General features: G+C 57.6%; 21 protein-coding genes. 13 read left to right on the top strand and 8 right to left on the bottom strand.

The window, feature by feature from the left end:
* Positions 1-13: 13 nt before the first annotated feature.
* Positions 14-1,033, bottom strand: coding sequence for an ADP-ribosylglycohydrolase family protein (locus FUU19_RS23055; RefSeq protein ID WP_230490464.1), 1,020 nt, complete (start codon positions 1,031-1,033; stop codon positions 14-16).
* 377 nt (positions 1,034-1,410) lie between these two features.
* On the opposite strand from FUU19_RS23055, the gene phoP reads away from it, so the two are divergent.
* The 8 genes from phoP to FUU19_RS23020 all read left to right on the top strand — a co-directional run bounded on the left by phoP (position 1,411) and on the right by FUU19_RS23020 (position 9,186).
* Positions 1,411-2,082: a two-component system response regulator PhoP gene (gene phoP / locus FUU19_RS23050; RefSeq protein WP_004941169.1), complete on the top strand. Its 672-nt coding sequence runs from the start codon at positions 1,411-1,413 to the stop codon at positions 2,080-2,082.
* 5 nt (positions 2,083-2,087) lie between these two features.
* A complete protein-coding gene (gene phoQ / locus FUU19_RS23045; RefSeq protein WP_049202754.1) occupies positions 2,088-3,545 on the top strand; it encodes a two-component system sensor histidine kinase PhoQ in 1,458 nt (485 codons plus the stop codon).
* Between the two features lie 84 nt (positions 3,546-3,629).
* On the top strand, positions 3,630-4,751 hold the full coding sequence (locus tag FUU19_RS23040) for a ribosomal protein uL16 3-hydroxylase (protein ID WP_004941161.1): 1,122 nt from the start codon (positions 3,630-3,632) through the stop codon (positions 4,749-4,751).
* A gap of 415 nt (positions 4,752-5,166) precedes the next feature.
* Positions 5,167-5,358, top strand: a complete 192-nt coding sequence (locus FUU19_RS24790; protein WP_121976511.1) for a DUF1656 domain-containing protein — start codon at positions 5,167-5,169, stop codon at positions 5,356-5,358.
* Between the two features lies 1 nt (position 5,359).
* Positions 5,360-6,223 (top strand): efflux RND transporter periplasmic adaptor subunit, encoded by an 864-nt coding sequence (locus tag FUU19_RS23035; RefSeq protein ID WP_230490463.1) that lies wholly within the window; start codon positions 5,360-5,362, stop codon positions 6,221-6,223.
* Positions 6,220-7,995, top strand: coding sequence for an FUSC family protein (locus tag FUU19_RS23030; protein WP_197834662.1), 1,776 nt, complete (start codon positions 6,220-6,222; stop codon positions 7,993-7,995). The genes FUU19_RS23035 and FUU19_RS23030 overlap by 4 nt, the downstream gene beginning before the upstream one ends.
* A complete protein-coding gene (locus FUU19_RS23025) occupies positions 7,973-8,773 on the top strand; it encodes an AraC family transcriptional regulator (RefSeq protein WP_230490462.1) in 801 nt (266 codons plus the stop codon). The genes FUU19_RS23030 and FUU19_RS23025 overlap by 23 nt, the downstream gene beginning before the upstream one ends.
* Before the next feature lie 155 nt (positions 8,774-8,928).
* A complete protein-coding gene (locus tag FUU19_RS23020) occupies positions 8,929-9,186 on the top strand; it encodes a YdgH/BhsA/McbA family protein (RefSeq protein ID WP_197834663.1) in 258 nt (85 codons plus the stop codon).
* 281 nt (positions 9,187-9,467) lie between these two features.
* Here the strand turns inward: FUU19_RS23020 and pepT are convergent, their stop codons facing one another.
* Positions 9,468-10,697, bottom strand: coding sequence for a peptidase T (pepT, locus tag FUU19_RS23015; RefSeq protein WP_004941154.1), 1,230 nt, complete (start codon positions 10,695-10,697; stop codon positions 9,468-9,470).
* Between the two features lie 57 nt (positions 10,698-10,754).
* Between pepT and FUU19_RS23010 the strand changes: the two genes are divergently transcribed.
* The 5 genes from FUU19_RS23010 (at position 10,755) to potD (ending at position 15,063) form a co-directional block, all read left to right on the top strand.
* The gene (locus FUU19_RS23010; RefSeq protein WP_101456414.1) at positions 10,755-11,027 is read left to right on the top strand and encodes a hypothetical protein; all 273 of its coding nucleotides are present in this window, start codon (positions 10,755-10,757) and stop codon (positions 11,025-11,027) included.
* Positions 11,028-11,052: 25 nt separating this feature from the next.
* Positions 11,053-12,168 carry a spermidine/putrescine ABC transporter ATP-binding protein PotA gene (potA, locus tag FUU19_RS23005; RefSeq protein WP_141969329.1) on the top strand — a complete coding sequence of 372 codons (1,116 nt, stop codon included), beginning with the start codon at positions 11,053-11,055 and terminating at the stop codon, positions 12,166-12,168.
* Complete coding sequence (potB, locus tag FUU19_RS23000) at positions 12,152-13,012, top strand: spermidine/putrescine ABC transporter permease PotB (protein WP_025302510.1); 861 nt, start codon at positions 12,152-12,154, stop codon at positions 13,010-13,012. The genes potA and potB overlap by 17 nt, the downstream gene beginning before the upstream one ends.
* Positions 13,009-13,791 carry a spermidine/putrescine ABC transporter permease PotC gene (potC, locus tag FUU19_RS22995; protein WP_230490461.1) on the top strand — a complete coding sequence of 261 codons (783 nt, stop codon included), beginning with the start codon at positions 13,009-13,011 and terminating at the stop codon, positions 13,789-13,791. The genes potB and potC overlap by 4 nt, the downstream gene beginning before the upstream one ends.
* A gap of 228 nt (positions 13,792-14,019) precedes the next feature.
* Positions 14,020-15,063: a spermidine/putrescine ABC transporter substrate-binding protein PotD gene (gene potD / locus FUU19_RS22990; RefSeq protein WP_060419358.1), complete on the top strand. Its 1,044-nt coding sequence runs from the start codon at positions 14,020-14,022 to the stop codon at positions 15,061-15,063.
* A gap of 48 nt (positions 15,064-15,111) precedes the next feature.
* On the opposite strand, the gene cobB is transcribed toward potD, so the two are convergent.
* From cobB to FUU19_RS22960, 6 genes are all read right to left on the bottom strand, one after another.
* A complete protein-coding gene (gene cobB / locus FUU19_RS22985; protein ID WP_197811063.1) occupies positions 15,112-15,948 on the bottom strand; it encodes a Sir2 family NAD+-dependent deacetylase in 837 nt (278 codons plus the stop codon).
* A gap of 136 nt (positions 15,949-16,084) precedes the next feature.
* Positions 16,085-17,002, bottom strand: a complete 918-nt coding sequence (gene nagK, locus FUU19_RS22980; RefSeq protein WP_230490460.1) for an N-acetylglucosamine kinase — start codon at positions 17,000-17,002, stop codon at positions 16,085-16,087.
* 53 nt (positions 17,003-17,055) lie between these two features.
* Positions 17,056-18,303, bottom strand: coding sequence for a lipoprotein-releasing ABC transporter permease subunit LolE (gene lolE / locus FUU19_RS22975; RefSeq protein ID WP_202669358.1), 1,248 nt, complete (start codon positions 18,301-18,303; stop codon positions 17,056-17,058).
* The gene (lolD, locus tag FUU19_RS22970) at positions 18,303-19,007 is read right to left on the bottom strand and encodes a lipoprotein-releasing ABC transporter ATP-binding protein LolD (protein WP_141969337.1); all 705 of its coding nucleotides are present in this window, start codon (positions 19,005-19,007) and stop codon (positions 18,303-18,305) included. Before lolD ends, lolE begins: the two co-directional genes overlap by 1 nt.
* Positions 19,000-20,202 (bottom strand): lipoprotein-releasing ABC transporter permease subunit LolC, encoded by a 1,203-nt coding sequence (lolC, locus tag FUU19_RS22965; RefSeq protein ID WP_141969339.1) that lies wholly within the window; start codon positions 20,200-20,202, stop codon positions 19,000-19,002. Before lolC ends, lolD begins: the two co-directional genes overlap by 8 nt.
* A 105-nt stretch (positions 20,203-20,307) precedes the next feature.
* The gene (locus FUU19_RS22960) at positions 20,308-20,949 is read right to left on the bottom strand and encodes a helix-turn-helix transcriptional regulator (RefSeq protein ID WP_202669357.1); all 642 of its coding nucleotides are present in this window, start codon (positions 20,947-20,949) and stop codon (positions 20,308-20,310) included.
* Positions 20,950-20,985: the final 36 nt, after the last annotated feature.

Below are 20,985 nucleotides of genomic sequence, written 5' to 3'. Positions count from 1 at the left end.
CACGCGGGGCGGCTCACGCCTCGCCCTGCCGGCGGCGGCGAAAACGCGCGAACGCCTGAACGTAAGCCTCGATATCCAGCGGATTCACCCGTTTTAACTCCGCCAGCAACCCGGCTTCGATCGCTTCTGCGCCGTGCAGCGCGCCGCAAATCGCCGTGGCCATCGCGCCGATGGTGTCGGTGTCGCCGCCCAGGTTGGCGCACAGCACCGCGCAACGGGTAGGATCGGTTTGCGCCAGCTGCACCATCGCCAGCGCCGCAGGCACCGACTCGATGGTGCTCACCCCGGCGCCGATCAGCTGATACACCCGCTCAGCAGCCTGCTCGGTGTCTGTGGCTTCATCCACCACCTGAAACGCCAGTTCGATGCGCGCCGCCAGCGAAGGGCTGAACGTCGTTTCCTGCCGGCGCTGGGCATACTCCGCCACCTTCGGCAACGCCAGGCGAATCGAAGCCCAGTCCGCCCCTTCCACCGCCCGTGCGACGGCCCAGGCGATCGCCACTGCACCGGCGACGGCGATGTCGGATTTGTGCGTCGGGCTGGAGGCCAGCCAGACCTGCTGGCAGAAATCCTCCAGCGGTGCGGAAGGCAGCACGCAGCCCAAAGGCGAAATGCGCATCGCCGCACCGTTGGTGATGCCATTGTTTTCCAACTCGGCGATCGGCGTGCCCGCTTTCTGCTCGCTCAGCGCCAGTTTGGAACTGGGGCCGAGAATGTTCTTGTTGAAGGCGTCAAAACTGTCCACCCAGCGGATCACGTTGCGGGCAATCAGTTCCGGCACCACCTCACCTTCCGCTTCCAGCAGCGCATCGGCCAGCGCCAACGCCATCGCGGTATCGTCGGTATATTGCCCGGCCTTGAAGTAGTAGGCGGCGGTGTTCTCCTTCGGCCCATCGAGAAAGCCGTCTATCCAGCCGAAGTGGCGCTTAACCCGCTCACGCGGCCACAGCTCGGAAGGCATGCCGAGCGCGTCGCCCAGCATCTGTCCGTAAAGTGCGCCCGCTATGCGTTCTGCCTGGGTTAACTGCTTCATCCGTCGCTCCTGAAAAGTGTGCCGATACATCAATAATACCTTATTAGTACCATTAAAGCTTCTCAAGCGATCCGGTTCACCCTTCCGCCTGCCGGCAATGCCCACCGCGTTTAAGGTGCGTTTAACGTTGCCCCGCCGCTGTTTATCCGACGTTTATCAGAGCTTGCCGATAATGTCGGCGAACAAATTGATAACGCTTATTTTAATACATTGCTTCGGCTCTCTTGCGGGCCGAGCGGGTTATACCTACCATAACCTCAGCATTTTTTGCCAAAATGGTTCAGGTGGCCGCGTTATCCCCTGACACGCCGCAGAGCGTGTTCCCTTTTATCGCGTGGGTGACAGGACGTTCACCCGCACAGTCACAGGAGTTCGCCATGCGAGTACTGGTTGTTGAAGATAATGGTTTGCTGCGCCACCACCTTTCCGTTCAGATGCGCGAGATGGGCCATCAGGTCGACGCGGCCGAAGACGCCAAGGAAGCCGATTACTTCCTGCAGGAACACGCGCCGGATATCGCCATCGTCGATCTCGGCCTGCCGGGTGAAGACGGCCTGAGCCTGATCCGCCGCTGGCGCGCGCACCAGACCAAACTGCCGATCCTGGTGCTGACCGCCCGAGAAAGCTGGCAGGACAAAGTGGCGGTGCTGGAAGCCGGCGCCGACGACTATGTCACCAAGCCCTTCCACCTGGAAGAAGTGATCGCCCGCATGCAGGCGCTGATGCGCCGCAACAGCGGTCTGGCTTCGCAGGTGATCGTGCTGCCGCCGTTCCAGATCGATCTGTCGCGCCGCGAACTGAGCGTTAACGATCAGCAAATCAAGCTGACCGCTTTTGAATACACCATCATCGAAACCCTGATCCGCAACGCCGGCAAGGTGGTGAGCAAGGATTCGTTGATGCTGCAACTCTACCCGGACGCCGAACTGCGCGAAAGCCACACTATCGACGTGCTGATGGGCCGTTTGCGTAAAAAGGTGCAGGCGGAATACCCGCATGAAGTGATCACCACGGTACGTGGCCAGGGCTATCGTTTTGACGCGAAGTGAACATGATGTTCAACAAGAATAAAAAACCGTTTTCGCTGCGCGCCCGCTTCCTGATGGCGACCGCCGGGGTGATCCTGGCGCTGTCGCTCTCTTACGGTTTGGTGGCGGTCGTCGGCTACATCGTCAGCTTCGACAAGACCGCCTTCCGCCTGCTGCGCGGCGAGAGCAACCTGTTCTTCAGCCTGGCGCAGTGGAAAGACAACAAGCTCACCATCGCCATTCCCCCCGATATCGATCTCAACTTCCCCACGCTGGTGTTTATCTACGACGATAAAGGCAACCTGCTGTGGAGCCAGCGCAAAGTGCCGGAGCTGGAGAAGCTGATCAACAAGGAGTGGCTGGAGGAGTCCGGCTTCTACGAAATCGACACCGATACCCGCGTCAGTAGCGAAGTGCTGGGGGACAACCCCAAAGCGCAAAACCAGCTGAAAAATTACGACGATACCGATCAGAACGCGCTGACCCACTCGGTGGCGGTCAACACCTATGCCGCCACGCCTCGGCTGCCGGCGTTGACCATCGTGGTGGTCGACAGCATTCCACAGGAGCTGCAGCGATCCGACGTGGTGTGGGAGTGGTTCAGCTACGTGCTGTTGGCCAACCTGTTGCTGGTGGTACCGCTGCTGTGGCTGGCGGCCTACTGGAGCCTGCGGCCTATCAAGGCGCTGGTCAATCAGGTGGGCGAACTGGAGAACGGCGAACGCGATCAACTGGACGAGAACCCGCCCAGCGAGCTGCGCGGGCTGGTGCGCAACCTGAACATTCTGGTGCGCAACGAACGCCAGCGTTACACCAAGTATCGCACCACCCTGTCGGATCTGACCCACAGCCTGAAAACGCCGCTGGCGGTGCTGCAAAGTACCCTGCGTTCGCTGCGCAGCGGCAAGCAGACCACCATCGAAGAAGCCGAGCCGATCATGCTGGATCAGATCGGCCGCATCTCGCAGCAGATCGGTTACTACCTGCACCGGGCCAGCATCAACTCCGGCCAGACGGTGTTGACGCGCGAGATCCACTCGGTGCCGGCGCTGCTCGACAGCCTGGTGGTGGCGCTGAACAAGGTTTATCAGCGCAAAGGGGTGGTGATCACGCTGGACATCTCGCCGGAGGTGACCTTTATGGGCGAGAAGAACGACTTTATGGAAGTGATGGGCAACGTGTTGGAAAACGCCTGCAAATACTGCCTGGAGTTCGTTGAGATCACCTCGCTGCACTCCGAGAAAAACCTCACCATCGTCATCGACGACGACGGCCCGGGGATCCCGGAAAGCAAGCGCCAGCTGATCTTCCAGCGCGGCCAGCGGGTGGATACCCTGCGTCCCGGCCAGGGCCTGGGCCTGTCGGTGGCGGCGGAGATCATCGAGCAGTACGACGGCGAAATCGTCATCAGCGACAGTCCGCTCGGCGGCGCGCGCATGCAGGTCACCTTCGCCCGCCAGCACGACACCCACCACAACGAGTAAATTATGCCTCTGCGGCCCCGATCCACGGGGCCAAACTTCCGTTATAATCGCACTCAGGCTCACTCCTCTCTCCTGGAATAGAACATGGATTATCAATTAGACCTGGACTGGAACGATTTTTTGCAACGTTATTGGCAAAAGCGTCCAGTGATTCTGAAGCGCGGCTTCAAAAACTTTATCGATCCGATCTCCCCGGATGAGCTGGCCGGGCTGGCGATGGAAAACGAAGTGGACAGCCGTCTGGTCAGCCACCAGGACGGCCGTTGGCAGGTCGCACACGGCCCCTTCGAGAGCTTCGACCACCTGAGCGAAAACAACTGGTCGCTGCTGGTGCAGGCGGTGGACCACTGGCATGAGCCTTCCGCGGCGCTGATGCGCCCGTTCCGCCAACTGCCGGACTGGCGGATGGATGACCTGATGATCTCCTTCTCGGTACCGGGCGGCGGCGTCGGCCCGCATCTCGATCAGTACGACGTGTTCATCATTCAGGGCACCGGGCGCCGCCGCTGGCGCGTCGGGGAAAAAACGCCGCTGAAACAGCACTGCCCGCATCCGGATCTGCTGCAGGTGGAGCCGTTCGACGCCATCATCGACGAAGAGATGGAGCCGGGCGACATTCTCTACATTCCGCCGGGCTTCCCGCACGAAGGCTACGCGCTGGAAAACGCGCTCAACTACTCGGTGGGCTTCCGCGCGCCGAACGGCCGCGAGCTGGTGAGCGGCTTCGCCGATTACGTGTTGGCGCGCGAGCTGGGCAGCAAGCGCTACGGCGATCCGGACGTTAAACTGCGCGAACATCCGGCGGAGATCCTGCCGCAGGAAGTGGACGCCTTACGGCAAATGATGCTGGATCTGGTGCAACAGCCGGAACACTTCCAGCACTGGTTCGGCGAGTTTATCTCCCAGTCGCGCCACGAGCTGGATCTGGCGCCGCCGGAGCCACCGTATCAGGCCGGGGAAATCTACGAACTGCTGCAGCAGGGTGAAGCGCTGCAGCGCCTGGGCGGGTTGCGCGTGCTGCGCGTCGGCGATCGCTGCTTCGTGAACGGCGAACTGATCGACACCGACCAGCTGCAGGCCGCAGACGCTCTGTGCCAGCACTTCAGCGTCGACGCCGCCCTGCTCGGCGACGCGGTGGACGATCCGTCGTTCCTGGCGCTGCTGACCGCGCTGGTCAACAGCGGCTATTGGTACTTTAACGACTGAGTTCTTGGAATACCCCCACTAAACCACAATAACGGCCCTCCAGAGCGGGCCGTTATTTATCGCTTCCAATAGCGCCCCGCACCAAAATCACATCACTACGCCTCTAGCAAGGTGGCAACTTATCCCATGACCACGTTTGAATATAACGCTTAAAACTTATACAACTCTCTGAACAACATGACACCAGCGGATATATCGGCCGGCACCGAACTTAACGAGGATGGCTAAAGCGCATGGGGTTAAGAGGATCGATTTATACTTTACACGTGATACCCATACTTATAGCAGTGATATCGCAGCCGTCTTAATGACTATTTGTCCGGTATTGTTAACCCAGCGTCCGGTTTTGTTTACTGTAAACAAAAAAAGACATGTGATAATAAACACCAAACCTGATTAACGTAAAACTTAACTAATGGAAGATTCAGTGCTTTTAGGTATGGCCTTTCCAAATATTCTCAAGACATTAATCGAATCTTGGTTGTTGTATAAAATAGTGTTGTCTGTAATTAAGCATTTAAGCTTCTGGAAAAACGTGTGGCATAAACCCCTTTTCTGTTTTTCGCTCTACTTAATGAGCCTTTCACTATTTACCCGCTGGATTTGAAATGAAAACCACCAGAAATATTTACCTGACATTACTGATATTTGTTCTAGGGTGTATCTCTGTTTACGCTGTTTATTCGAAACAAGTATACGGTCTATGGACCCGTGATGGCAGAGTGAGGAGTGACGTCATTGCCTTGTCGAGCGAGGTCAACGGCTATGTGGAAAATGTCTATGTGCATGATAACCAACCCGTTAAAAAAGGGCAGTTGTTATTTGTCGTTGATGAACGCGAATACAAGATCATCGCCGCAGAAAGTTATCACGCCATGCAGTCAAAAAAGGTTGAAGTCAGTCGTCTAAAAAATAGGTATAACCGACGTAAGGGTCTGGCCGGAGAGGTCATCAGCCAAGAAGATGTAGAAAACGCCGCACTGAACTACGCAATGGCACTGGCGAACTATTCATCAGCGGTAATGGAAACCCGCAAAGCAGAACTTGCTCTAAGTAAAACTAGAATTTATGCCCCCGCCGATGGCTATATTACTAACCTGCTTGTTCACCCCGGTGATTATCTGAATGCGGGAAAAAACATTGTCTCAATCGTAAAAAAGGACTCTTTCTATGTGTATGCCTATTTTCAAGAGGATCAGATCCAAAGAATCAAGCTTGGTCAGAAAGCAAAAATCATCCTACTGAATAAAAATAGTCAATATGACGGGAGAGTCGACAGCATCGCCCGCGGCATCATTGACAGTAGCGATAAAAGCAGCACCGGTGAGTTGCACGATATCAATCCGACATTTGAGTGGGTTCGCCTGCCAATGAGGATCCCCGTGCGCATCGTTATCGATCCCCACGAAAAAGGCTACGAAGCACTGATCTCCGGCATGACCTGCACGGTGGAAATCGTCGAGGAACAATGAAAATATCACTAAGCGCGCTGCGCATCATCCATCTCAGTATCGCCATATTTATTATTCAACTGTGCTCCTTTTACTTTAGCATCGATGGTGTCGCCACCTCCATCATGAGCGCAATTGTCGTTTCACAGTCTTTTGTCGGCACCCTATATCTCAAGGCCAGAAACCGGCTGATCGGCACCGGGTTGGGGATACTGTTCTCTTTTATTGCTGCGTTCCTGTTTCCGGAAAATCCATTCTTTTTTATTGGCCTCTCGCTTCTGTGGGTAACGACCATGACCGTGATATCGAGCTTTGTCATGAGCGAAAATGCCTATATATATCAGCTTGCCGGATATACATACGCATTCATATCCATCCCGGTACTGGGAGACCCGCAGAGGGCATTCCATAACTTAATTTTTCGCGCTACCGATGTCACGATGGGTATGGGGATACTCGTGATCACTTCCCTGCTTATGTTTATGCACTACAGCAACTTCAATGTGAACGAGAGGATCCTGTCCATCTATAGAGGCGCGCTGCTACTGCACAAAAAGATCGCCAGAAGGCAAGAGGTATCTCTCGATGAGCTTAAAGGTAACTTCAATAATGTCTCGGAACTTATCGCCAATAAAACCATTATCAAATATGAGTCCGCATTTAGCCTGCGTTCCGCAAACCTGTTTGACCGCTTTTCCTATGTGGCCCTGATGGCATTTTTCTACGCCAACACACTGCGACACTCGTTGCGTATTGGCGGTGAAATCTCTGTCAATATTCAGCGCGACTACGACAACATCGTGACCCAATCGGTACGTTATAAAAGAGAATGGGGAAAATTTCGCGATAAGGCGATTGACCGACCTCATCGCTTTCCGGAGTACAAGTCGGTTTCCCAAGCGTTACAGCGTGGAATCAGAACCTTGTTGGTATCCGGATTGCTGTTTACGTTGTGGTACCTGTCAGGGTGGGATGGCGGGAGTGATATGACCATTCTGGGCATTGTCTATATCGTCCTGCTCTCATCTTTCCCTGCACCATTGAGTGCAGCCAAAGAGATTTTTAACGGTACGATCCAGGGTGCCATTGGCGCGTGGGTTTATATTCATTTCATCTATGGTTTTAGCTATGCCTATACGCAGCCTGCCATTTACTTCTTTTCTCAACTGCCATTTATGATTTACGGCGGCAGGCTGCTGGTCGAAAGTAAGACATTCTTAATCGGTATCACCTTCCTGACACAGTTTTACTTCTCTGTTCAACCTTCCAACGGCGAGCCGGCCAGTTTCTCCGTCTTTATGCAGAGTTCTCTGGGGGGGATTGCCGGCGTCGGCATTGCAGGTCTGGGGCTGGTTATGCTGTTTCCAGAGAGCAAAAAAATCAAAAACCGCGATCTGATAAAAGATGCAATAACACTCATTCTCCAGGACATTAAAAAGGAAAGTTTTGATCTCCATGCCCAGCTAAAAAGCATGCACGATAAACTGCGCAGAAGTGCAATGTTGATCGCGCACACCCGTGATGACTTTAGCGTTTTAGCCGACCTCATGTCGTTGTACATCATCATATGTCATGTAAAATTTCACAGGCTTGAAAATACGCCGCTTGTACCGTTAATCCGTCAGTTGCAGCTGTGGGCCAAAGAGGGCATTCTTCATGTGAACCCAGACTGTGCAGGCGCGATACAGGCACAGATAGCAGAAGAGAGTGGTGAGTTAAAGAGAGTTTCCCTGTGTATTCTCTCAATTATAGATGAGATTGGAGCCGTTTATGAAGAACAAAAACTACCATAATTCGCTGCTGGAAGGATTAAAAATATCCGATGAGTATATTAGCGTACTTAGCGCTTCTCTAACGGCGAACACCGAAGTGGTACTGCATAAACACGATTGGGGTCAGCTTAATGTCATCAATATTGGCGTTATGGAGATCAACATTAACAATGAGGAAAACCTCATCGCGCCATGGCAATACTCAGTGTGGATCCCACCTGGCATTCTGCATTCCAGCTATAACGAGAAAAATACGGACTACTGCTCAATCTCAATTCCCGCTAAATATTGCCATCGTTTATCTGCCACGCCGTGCATTATTGAGGTTTCAGAAATAAATCGTGCTATCATTAACGACCTCTTAGACCGTCATGTGGACATCCTGGCCAATGATAAAGATCTCAATCTTTCGAATGTCATTATCGACCAACTGGAAGAGAGTTCTAAAAGGCTAACTTACTTGCCGAGCACTACAGATAAATATATAAGTCCGATCATTGAACACCTGCACAATAACCCGGGCGATAACTGTACGCTCCAGCAGTGGGGTAAGAAAGTCTTCGCCTCAGAAAAAACGCTCTCCAGAAGGTTTAACGAGAAATTGCACATGCCATTTCGTGAATGGCGTTCGCGCCTGCGTTTTATTCACTCACTGTCTTTGTTGAAAACCAGCATGACCATTCAAGAAATCGCCTGGCAATTGGGATATGGAAATCCATCTTCCTTTATTATCATGTTTGAGAAAATATCTGGAACCACACCTGACCGATATCGTAAAAACCTCTTCATTCAACCATAGAGGATTTTAAAACAGCAAAGCTAAAAACAGAATATGAATCCTATCCCATATTGACCGTTAATATTCATACGATGTCTGCTTTTGTTTATCACAAATAAAACTTTCATCGTACAATACTTACACATTCAAGAAATCATACAAATGGAGAATTTACCATGAAGAAAATAATTATTTTCAGCGCAATCATTTTCTCTGCTGCCAGCATAGCTGCGACTGAGGTGACATCTTCAACACCGCTTCCTGCTGGAAAAGATAAAATTGGTAGTGTCAGTTACAGTAACCCTAACGCTTCCACATCAGAGATTATTCAGGGGTTATCTGACCAGACAGATAAAATGGGGGGTACTTACTTCAAAATAACCTCATTGGAAGTGGCAAGTAATTCACGCGGAACCGCGATTGTTTATAAATAGTTTTTAACCAAGCAAAAAGTTGCTCGTTTAATTTTTATCTATTACACGCTCGGAACTGCTGCTAAAAGCGGCCAGGCTCCTGACGAGCAAGACAACCGTGAGAAAGGGGGTCATAAAGCGAACATCAGGCACACCCGAAGCGTCAGCATCGCGCCGGCGTCGCGCACCACCTCCGTGTGCTGATTGAGCTGTAAAAGAGAACGGCGAGTGTGCGGAGCCCCGCCGGGCGTATCAGAAAAGGGAATTCAGGCCGGCGTAAGCCGGCCGGGGAACGAGGGTGTTTACCGCGCCCGCTCGGCGGCCAGCGCCGCGATGCGCATGATCACCGCCACCGCTTGCTCCATGCCTTCCAGCGTCACGAACTCGTGCTTGCCGTGGTAGTTGTAGCCGCCGGTGAACAGGTTCGGGCACGGCAAGCCGCGGAACGACAGCTGCGCGCCGTCGGTGCCGCCGCGGATCGGTTTCATCACCGGTTCGATGTCGCAGTCGCGCATCGCCTGCTGCGCCAGCGCGATCACGTGCGGGTGCTCCGCCACCTGTTCGCGCATGTTGTAATAGCTGTCTTCGATGCTCACTTCGATATAGCAATCGCGCGGCAAGCCTTTGCCGACCTCGCGGGCGATGTCCACCATTTTGCGTTTGCGTGCCTCGAACCCCTCGCGCTCGAAGTCGCGCAGGATATAGTGCATTTCGGCGCGCTCTACGCTGCCCTTGATGCTGCTGAGGTGATAAAAGCCCTGGTAGCCTTCGGTGGTCTCCGGCGCTTCGTCCGCCGGCAGCGCCTGATGAATGCGGGTGGCCAGCGACAGCGCGTTGACCATCACGCCCTTGGCGCTGCCGGGGTGCACGCTGTTGCCGAGGATTTTGATCGTCACCGAGGCGGCGTTGAAGTTCTCGCACTCCAGCTCGCCGACGCCGCCGCCGTCCACGGTGTAAGCCCATTCGGCATTGAAGGCCGCCACGTCGAACAGCTGCGCCCCCTTGCCCACCTCCTCGTCCGGGGTAAAGGCCACGCGGATGTCACCGTGCGGAATTTTGCGCGCGCGCAGGCGCACCATGGCGGTGAGGATCTCGGCGATGCCGGCCTTGTCGTCGGCGCCCAGCAGCGTTTTGCCGTCGGTGGTGATCAGGGTCTGCCCCAGCATCTGGTGCAGGATCGGGAACATCACCGGCGACAGCACTTCATCGCCGATGCCGAGCGCAATGTCGCCGCCGCGATAGTTCTCGACGATTTGCGGATTGACGTGTTTGCCGCTGAAATCCGGCGAGGTATCCAGATGGGCGATAAAACCGACCGCCGGCACCGGCCAGGCGACGTTACCCGGCCAGGTGCCCATCACGCAGCCGTGTTCGCTGAGCGACACCCGCTCGAAACCGAGCGCGATCATTTCCTGCTGCAACGCGCGCGCCAGCTTCAACTGCCCGTCGGTGCTCGGCACATGCTTTACGTTCGCTTTGGACTGGGTGTCGAAAGAGACGTAGTTGAAAAAGCGGTCAAGTAATTTGTCCATGGTAGCGGCCCCTCAGAATATCGCGTTTCATTATGCGGAACCGATCAGGATCAAATATTGCGTCAGGTCATTTTTAACCAGAATTCGCCAATATCATTAATCTTTGTGATGATTTCTGAGGGAAATAACACTGTCATCACAGGGTCATTTGTCGCTATCATGATGAAAAACGCGGCATCTGGGCCGGATCGGCTTTCAATTCCGGCATTCAGCGTCTATCATGCGCGCTCGAAAAATTTCCATTGGCGCAACTGGTTTGAGCTTCATTTGATCAGCGGGCATCCCGCAAGCTCCGGCAGTCTTTTCCAGTTGCGGTTCTATCTGCATTAGCCCACGGGATAGAGTAATACGATAAATGACTGAGACATCCTCTCGAGCACCCCTTGTTGAACTGCATGCCCTGAGCAAAGCGTTCGATGGCAAAACCATCATTGCCGATCTTGAACTGACGATTAACCACGGCGAATTCCTCACCATTCTCGGCCCCTCCGGCTGTGGCAAAACCACGGTGCTGCGCCTGATCGCCGGTCTGGAAGACGCCGATCGGGGCCGTATCGTGCTCGACGGCCAGGACGTCACTGCCATTCCGGCCGAACATCGCCACGTCAACACCGTGTTTCAGAGCTATGCCCTGTTTCCGCACATGTCGGTGTTCGACAACGTCGCCTTCGGCCTGCGCATGCAAAAGGTGCCGGCGGCGGAACTGACGCCGCGCGTCGAAGAGGCGCTGCGCATGGTGCAGCTGGATGCGTTCGCCAAACGGCGGCCGGGGCAGCTCTCCGGCGGCCAACAGCAGCGCGTGGCCATCGCCCGCGCGGTGGTCAACAAGCCGAAGGTGCTGCTGCTGGACGAATCGCTGTCGGCGCTGGACTACAAGCTGCGCAAACAGATGCAGAACGAGCTGAAGGCGCTGCAGCGCAAGCTGGGTATCACCTTCGTGTTCGTTACCCACGATCAGGAAGAAGCGCTGACCATGTCGGACCGCATCGTGGTGATGCGCGAAGGCCGCATCGAACAGGACGGCACGCCGCGTGAGATCTACGAAGAGCCGAAGAATCTGTTCGTCGCCAGCTTCATCGGCGAGATTAACATCTTCGACGCGGTGGTTTTGCAACGTCTCGATCCGCAGCGGGTACGCGCCAACGTCGAAGGCCGCGAGTGCGACATCTACGCCGATCTGCCGGTGGAGACAGGCCAAAGGCTGAAGGTGCTGCTGCGCCCGGAAGATCTGCGGGTGGAAGAAGTGAACGACAGCGCGCAGCACGACGGGCTGATCGGTTACGTGCGCGAGCGCAACTACAAAGGCATGACGCTGGAGTCGGTGGTCGAGCTGGAGAATGGCAAAACGGTGATGGTCAGCGAGTTCTTCAACGAAGACGATCCGGACGTCGATCACTCGCTCAATCAGAAAATGGCGGTGACCTGGGTTGAAAGCTGGGAGGTGGTGCTGGCCGATGAAGAAATCGCGTAAAGTCTTCCAGAATGTGGTGATCGTCGGCGTCGTCGCCTGGCTGCTGCTGTTCGTGTTCATGCCGAATCTGATGATCATCGGCACCAGCTTCCTGACCCGCGACGACGCCAATCTGGTGCAGATGGTGTTCACGCTGGATAACTACCGGCGCTTGTTCGATCCGTTGTACGCCCAGGTGCTGCTGCACTCGCTGAACATGGCGCTGATCGCCACCCTGTGCTGCCTGGTGATTGGCTATCCGTTCGCCTTTATCCTGGCGCGGTTGCCGCAGAAGGTGCGGCCGCTGCTGCTGTTTCTGCTGATCGTCCCCTTCTGGACCAACTCGCTGATCCGCATCTACGGCCTGAAGCTGTTTCTCAGCACCCGCGGCTATCTCAACGACGCGCTGCTGTGGATCGGCGTCATCGACAAGCCGCTGCGCATCATGTACACCTCGGAAGCGGTGATCCTCGGCCTGGTGTATATCCTGCTGCCGTTTATGGTGATGCCGCTCTACTCCAGCATCGAAAAGCTCGATAAGTCTTGCCTGGAGGCGGCGCGCGATCTCGGCGCCAGCAAGCTGCAGACCTTTATCCGCATCATCGTGCCGCTGACCATGCCGGGCATTATCGCCGGCTGCCTGCTGGTGGTGCTGCCGGCGATGGGGCTGTTCTTCGTCGCCGATCTGATGGGCGGCGCCAAGAATCTATTGATCGGCAACGTGATTAAAAGCCAGTTCCTCAATATCCGCGACTGGCCATTCGGCGCGGCCACCAGCATCTGTCTGACGCTGGTGATGGGGCTGTTGCTGCTGGTCTATTACCGGGCCGCCCGTCTGCTGAACAAGAAGGAGGATCTGGCATGATCGGACGTCTGCTGCGCGGCGGCTTTATGACGCTGGTATACGCCTATCTGTATATCCCGATCGTCATCCTGATCGTCAACTCCTTCAACGCTTCGCGCTTTGGCATCAACTGGCAAGGTTTCACCACCAAGTGGTACGGCACGCTGCTGAATAACGACAGCCTGCTGCAGGCCGCGGGGCACTCGCTGACCATGGCAGTGCTCTCCGCTACCTTCGCCACCCTGATCGGCTCGCTGACCGCGGTGGCGCTGTACCGCTACCGCTTCCGCGGCAAGCCGTTCGTCGGCGGCATGCTGTTCGTGGTGATGATGTCGCCGGACATCGTGATGGCCATCTCGCTGCTGGTGCTGTTCATGCTGCTCGGCATTTCGCTCGGCTTCTGGTCGCTGCTGTTCTCGCACATCACCTTCTGCCTGCCGTTCGTGGTAGTGACCGTCTACGCGCGCCTGAAAGGCTTCGACGTGAAGATGCTGGAAGCCGCGCGCGATCTCGGCGCAAGCGAGTTCACCATCCTGCGCAAAATCATCCTGCCGCTGGCGATGCCGGCGGTGGCGGCCGGCTGGCTGCTGAGCTTTACCCTGTCGATGGACGACGTGGTCGTCTCCTCCTTCGTCACCGGGCCGAGCTACGAGATTTTGCCACTGAAGATCTATTCGATGGTGAAAGTCGGCGTCTCGCCGGAGGTCAACGCGCTGGCCACCATTTTGCTGCTGCTGTCGCTGGTGCTGGTGATCGCCAGCCAGTGGGTGATGCGCGATCGCTCCGCCAAGGCCGAGTAATCATTACCACCGGGCGAGGCAGCGCCCGCCTCTTTCATTGGCCGCAGTGATATGACTGCGGCCGTTCTTGAACGCCCAGACTCGGTTAACCCGCTGATTTGCCGCTGGGATAACCGCCTTTACCCACCCCGCCCCGGCCCCTATAATGGCCCCTTTCTGGGGTATGGCGCAGCCGCCAAACGGTTTGCCCATACGGGTTCGGCTCACTACTGCTGAAGGATACGCTGCATGAAAAAGTGGTCACATCTGCTCGCAGCCGGGATGATGGCGCTGAGTTTCTGCTCTGCAAACGCCTCTGACGGCAAAACGCTGTATTTCTATAACTGGACTGAATACGTTCCGCCGGGGCTGCTGGAGCAGTTCACCAAGGAAACCGGCATCAAGGTGATCTATTCCACCTATGAATCCAACGAAAGCATGTACGCCAAGCTGAAGACCTATAAAGACGGCGCGTACGATCTGGTGGTGCCTTCCACCTACTTCATCGCCAAGATGAGCAAGGAAGGCATGCTGCAAAAAATCGACAAGAGCAAACTCAGCCACTTCAAGGATCTCGATCCTGCCCTGTTGAACAAACCGTTCGATCCCAACAACGACTACTCCATCCCCTATATCTGGGGCGCCACCGCCATCGGCGTTAACAGCGACGCGCAGGAGCCGTCCACCGTCACGTCCTGGGCCGATCTGTGGCAGCCACAGTATAAAGGCCGCCTGCTGCTGACCGACGATGCGCGTGAAGTGTTCCAGATGGCGCTGCTCAAGCTGGGCTATTCCGGCAACACCACCGACCCGAAAGAGATCGAAGCCGCCTACCACGAACTGCAGAAATTGATGCCGAACGTGCTGGCCTTCAACTCCGACAACCCGGGCAACCCGTTTATGGAAGGGGAAGTCAACGTCGGTATGGTGTGGAACGGTTCGGCCTTCGTGGCGCGCCAGGCCGGCACGCCGCTGGAGATCGTCTGGCCGAAGGAAGGCGGGATCTTCTGGATGGACAGCCTGGCCATTCCGGCCAACGCGCGCAACGTCGAGGGCGCGCTGAAGCTGATCGACTTCCTGCTGCGGCCGGAAATCGCGGTGCAGGTAGCGGAAACCATCGGTTATCCGACGCCGAACCTGGCGGCGAAGAAGCTGCTGTCGCCGGAGATCGCCAACGACAAGTCACTCTACCCGGATAAGGCGGTGATTGAGCACGGCGAGTGGCAAAACGACGTCGGCGACGCCAGCACGCTGTACGAAAGCTACTTCCAAAAGCTGAAAGCCGGGCGCTAATACGCCCCGCCATCCCATCAGGGCGCGCAGTGCGCCCTGATGGCTTTCTCAGGGCTTATCGGCCCTCGCCACCTTGCCCACCAGGAATTTGTGCACAAAACGCGGCACCACTTCGCTGGCCAGACCGTAGTGTTTCTCGTCGAACTGGCTCTCCACCTGGCTCGGCTCCAGGTTCAGCTCCATCGCGTAGGCGCCGCCCAGCCGCGCCTCATGCACGAAGCCGGCCGCCGGATAGACGTGGCCTGAGGTGCCGATGGCGACGAAGAAATCGGCCTTGCTCAACGCCTGATAGATGTCGTCCATGCCCAGCGGCATCTCACCGAACCACACCACGTGCGGCCGCAGCGGCGCCGGGAACTGGCAGCAGTGGCAACGATCGTCGACGCTGAGATCGCCGGGCCATTCGAACACCTGCCCCGACTGGGTGCAGCGCACCTTCAGCAATTCGCCGTGCATGTGCAGCACCCGCTTGCTGCCGGCGCGTTCATGCAGGTTATCGATGTTTTGCGTGACCAGCAGGAAGTTGTCCCCCAGCCACTCTTCCAGATCCGCCAACGCGCGGTGCGCGGCGTTCGGGACGATCTCCTCGGTCTGCAGCTGGCGGCGACGTTCGTTGTAGAACGCCTGCACCAGCGCCGGATCGCGCTGAAAACCTTCCGGCGTGGCGACGTCCTCCACCCGGTGCTCTTCCCACAGCCCATCCGCGGCGCGGAAGGTGCGAATGCCCGACTCGGCCGAAATGCCGGCACCGGTCAACACCACCACAAACGGCTTTTTCAGCTCGGCCGCCGCCATGGTGTCACGGTGAAAAATACGTGAACGAAAGCGCTGATGCAGCACATGCTTACTCTTGCGAAACTGACACAGCCGATGGCGAGTGTGCATTAACTCTCTCCTTACTTTTCCCTGTTTACCCTTCTTACTGGACGTTGCGGCGTTGTTGGCTGCATACATTCACCCCAGTCACTTACTCGAGTAAGCACCTGACGTGAATGCCATTGCCGCCTAGCCTCAACGCCCATTACTTTGGGCGAGCCAAATTGAGGAACGCTGCGCCGCGCACGCCGCCGGCGTCGCCATAGCGCGCCTTCTCGATGCGCGGCAGCCGGGCCACCCGCAGCAGGTGCGCCGGCAGTCGCTGCGGCAACGCCTGGTAAATGGCGTCGAAGTTCGACAGCCCACCGCCGATCACCACCAGATGCGGATCCAGCACCGTCAGCAGGTTGCCCAGGCAGATCGCCAGCACGTCCATAAAACGGTCGACGTGAGCCACCGCCTGCGGCTCACCCGCCTGATAATGCGCAATGATCTCGGTGGCGGGCAAGTGCCGGCCATAAAAATGGGCGTACATCCATTCGAAACCGCGGCCCGATATGTAGTTTTCAATGCAACCCTGATGGCCGCACCCGCAGGCAACGCGAGGCACATCACGCCCCAAGACCTCAAGCGCATCCACCGGCAGGCGCAAATGGCCGAACTCGCCGGCGATATAGTTGCGCCCAGGCACCGTCTTGCCGTCGACGATCAGCCCACCGCCTACGCCGGTGCCGAGGATGATGCCCAGCACCGTCGGGTAGCGGCGAAACTCGTCGTCCCAGGCCTCCGACAGCGCAAAGCAGTTGGCGTCGTTATCGACCCGCACCTCGCGCCCGATCAGCGCCGCCAGATCGCGCGGCAGCGGTCGCCCCATCGCCGCCGGCACGTTGGCGGTAAACAGCGTGCCGTCATCGTCGTTGGGCAGGCCCGGGATGCCGATGCCGACGCTGCCGCGCCGGCCGCAAAACGCATCCGCCTCAAGGGTCAGATCGCACAGCGTGGCCAGCAGCTGCCGGTAATCTTCACGCGGCGTCGGCACCCGCTTTTGCCAAATGCGCTGCAGGTGGTCGTCGAACACCCCCAGCTCAATCTTGGTGCCGCCCATATCGAAACCGTAGTACATAACCCATCCCCAGGCTAAAAAAACGGGGCGGCATCGCTGCCTCCCCGTGGGTTTTATTGTCCGCTCAGCACCCGCGCTGGGTCGATGCGGCTGGCGCGCCTGGCCGGATACCAACTGGCCAACAGGCTCAGCACGATGGCGGTTGCCAGCACGATCAGCACGTCCAGCCAGTGCAGCTCGGAAGGCAGGAAGTCGATGAAGTAGATATCGCCCGACAGGAAGGAGTGGCCGACCAGTTTCTCGATGCCCCGGATGATGTTGGTCAGCTGCAGCGAGGCGATCACCCCGATCACCACGCCGCTCAGGCTGCCCAGCAGCCCGGCCAGCAGCCCATACCAGATGAAGATGGCGCGAATAAAGCCGTCTTTGGCACCCAGGGTGCGCAGCACCGCGATGTCGGCGCTTTTGTCTTTCACCGCCATCACCAGCGTGGAGACGATGTTGAAGCAGGCCACGCCGATCACCAGCACCATCGCCAGGTACATAATGGCGCGGATCATCTGGATATCGCGGTACATGTAGCCGTATTTGCCGATCCAGCTTTTGATTTTGATATAAGAATTGGTCACTTCGCCGGCGTCGCGCACCAGTTTATTGGCGGCGAACACGTCGTTCATCTTGAGGGCGATGCCCGTGACGCTGTCACCCATATCGAGATACTGCTGCGCATCGGCCAGCGGCACCAGCGCCAGGCTGTGATCGAGCTGGCCGCTGAGCTGCAAAATGCCGGTCACGTGCAGACGGATGCGCTTCGGCTGGAGCAGCTTCATTTCCGGGTCGCTGTTGGGGATCATCACCGTCACATAGGCGCCCTGCTTGACGCCCAGCGCGTCGGCCACGCCCTTGCCGAGGATCACCTGCTGCTCGCCGGGCTTGAAGTTAGCCCAGGCGTCGCCCTGCACATACTGCGGCAGCGCGCTCAGCCGGCTCTCCTGCTGCGGATCAACGCCTTTGACTTCCACCGCGCGCAGCTGCGCGCCGTTCTCCATCAGGCCGGTAAAGTTGATGTACGGCGCGGCGGCCACAATGCCCGGCACCTTTTCCACCCGCTGGAGAATCGACGGCCAGCCGCTGAACGGCTGATTGACCGGCTCGAGTTCGCCGTGCGGCACCACCGCCAGAATGCGGTTCTTCAGCTCGCGCTCAAAGCCGTTCATCGCGCTCAGGCCGACGATCAGCACCGCCACCCCCAGCGCAATGCCGATGGTGGAGATGACCGAGATCAGCGACACCATGCCGCCGCGTTTACGGCCGCGGCTGAAACGCAGGGCCGTCAGGAAGGACAGTGAGGCTCCCGCCATTACTCGGCCCCCATCAGGGTCAGCTGCGCCTGCAGGTGGCCGTCGGCCATTTCCAGCTGGCGGCTCAGACGCTTGGCCAGCTGCAGATCGTGCGTCACCACCAGGAACGCGGTGCCCTGACGCACGTTCAGCTCGCCCAGCAGATCGAAGATGCTGTCCGCGGTGCGTTTATCCAGGTTACCCGTCGGTTCGTCCGCCAGCACCAGCGCCGGGTTGTTGACCAGCGCGCGCGCGATCGCCACGCGCTGACGCTCGCCGCCGGAAAGCTCGGACGGGCGGTGTTTGCTGCGTTTTTCCAACCCGACCGCCGCCAGCATCTCCCGCGCTTTCTCCTGCGCCTGCGCCGGTTTGGTGCCGCCGATCAACAGCGGCATGGCGGCGTTTTCCAGCGCGGTGAAATCCGGCAGCAGATGGTGGAACTGATAGATGAAGCCCAGCTGACGGTTGCGCAGCTCGGCCTTGGCCGCTGAAGACATGGCGTTCAGCGATTCGCCCTTGAAAATCACCTCGCCGGAGGTCGGTGAGTCCAACCCGCCCAGCAGGTGCAACAGGGTGCTCTTGCCGGAACCCGAGCTGCCGACGATCGCCATCATCTCGCCCTGCTGCATGGCAAAGCTGACGTTGCGCAGCACGTCGGTGTGCAGATTGCCTTCCTGATAGGTCTTGCACAGGTTGTCACACTGCAGCAAAAGATGGTTACTCATAACGTAAAGCCTCAGCGGGTTGTACGGCGGCAGCGCGCCATGAAGGATAAAGCGTGGACAACAGGGAAACCGCCATCGCCACCACGGCGATGATCGTCACCTGCAGCGGATCGACCGCCACCGGCAGCGAAGCGCCGTCGATCAAGGCGCCGAGGATCGGCATCAGGTTATTCAGGTTGGTGGCCAGCAGCACGCCGAGCAGCGTGCCGAGCAGCGAACCGATGATGCCGGCACTGGCGCCCTGCACCATGAACACCGACATGATCTGGCGGCGAGTCAGCCCCTGGGTCTGCAGAATGGCGACCTCGCCCTGCTTTTCCATCACCAGCAGGCCGAGCGACGTAATGATATTAAACGCTGCCACCGCCACGATCAGGCTGAGCAGCAGCCCCATCATGTTTTTCTCCATACGCACCGCCTGGAACAGCTCGCCCTTGCGGTCGCGCCAGTCTTTCCATACCGTGCCCGCCGGCAGCGCCTGTTGGCTGAGGGTATCGACCGTCAGCGGCTGTTGCAGGAACAGGCGCCAGCCGGTGATGTTACCGGCCGGGTAGCGCATCAGGCGCGAGGCGTCCTGTTGGTTGACCAGCAGCTGATAGCCGTCCACCTCACTGTTGGCGTGGAAGGTGCCGATGATAGTGAACAATCGCTGGCTGGGAATGCGGCCCATCGGCGTGAACTGGCTGGCGCTCGGCACCATCACGCGCAGCGAATCGCCGCGCTTGACGCCCAGTTGCCCCGCCAGCTGTTCGCCGATGATGATGTTGTATTGGCCCGGTTGCAGCTGTTGCTGCTTGACGTTGACCAGATACGGGGTCAGCGGATCGGCCTCGTCGGGATTGACGCCGAGCATCACCCCGACCGCCACGCTGCGGGCGCTTTGCAGCACCACGTCACCGGTGGTCAGCGGCGCAACGCGCGTGACGCCCTGCAGCTTCTGCACCTCAGAGGCCGGCAGCTGCTGCGGGTTGACCGATCCTTGCGGACTGGTGACCAACGCCTGCGGCATCAGGCCGAGGATGTTGTTCTCCAGATCCTTTTCGAAACCGTTCATCACCGACAGCACGGTGACCAACGCCATCACCCCCAGCGTAATGCCGATGGTGGAAAGCCAGGAAACAAACCGCCCGAAGCGGTCTGAGGCTCGCCCGCGCATGTAGCGCAGGCCAATGAATAACGCGACAGGTTGATACATGAAATCCGTTTGATAGCCGTGGCTTAAGCAAAGTGATCATGGATAATAAAGGCTCTCCCTCGTTTAGGGAACACCCGGCGGCCTTTTATTGCGCCGGGCTGCCCCTCATCCCGCGTCTCGCTTGAGCAGGTTATAGACCGACACCCGCGAGATGCCGAGCGCTTCGGCCACCATGGTGGCCGCGCCGCGCAGCTGCAGATACCCTTGCTGTTTCAGCTGTTGCACCACCTGAAAGCGCTGTTCCGATGACAGCGCGCGTGGCTGGGTGGCGTGCGACGCGGCGAATGCATTGATCGCCGCAGCGATGTCCGACAGCGAACGCGCGCTCTCTGCCGCCTGGGGCGCGGCGCTTTGCACCACCGCCGTCAACTGCTGCAGGATAGCGGTGACGCTGTTAAAGATAGACACATCCAGATTGAGACAAATCGCCGCCACAAAGCGGCCCTGGCTATTGCGCAGGCCGATCGAGGTGCTTTTGGCCGGCCGCCCGTCCGGAAACATGCTGGCATAGTTCTGCACCACGTCTGGAAACTCCGGCGACGCGATGCGCTCCAGCCCCATTTCCGTCGCGGCGTCGCCGATACGGCGGTTGGACAGGTTGTTGGCGATAGCAACGATAGCGCGATCGGGCTGGGTCAGATCGTGCAGCACCACTTCGCAACCGGGCGCGAACATCACGCCCAATGCCTGAACAATTTTTTCAGCTTCGCGCAGCAACAGCGCATTTTCCTGCCTGATATCGCTCATTGAGTTAACCATTTGACAATAACTTTACAAAGAGTA

It is taken from the genome of Serratia montpellierensis (assembly GCF_020858655.1).
In the GTDB taxonomy this organism is placed as follows: Bacteria; Pseudomonadota; Gammaproteobacteria; order Enterobacterales; family Enterobacteriaceae; genus Serratia; species Serratia montpellierensis.
Note: the sequence above shows the minus strand (reverse complement) of the source record. Positions and strands in the feature narration are given on the sequence as shown.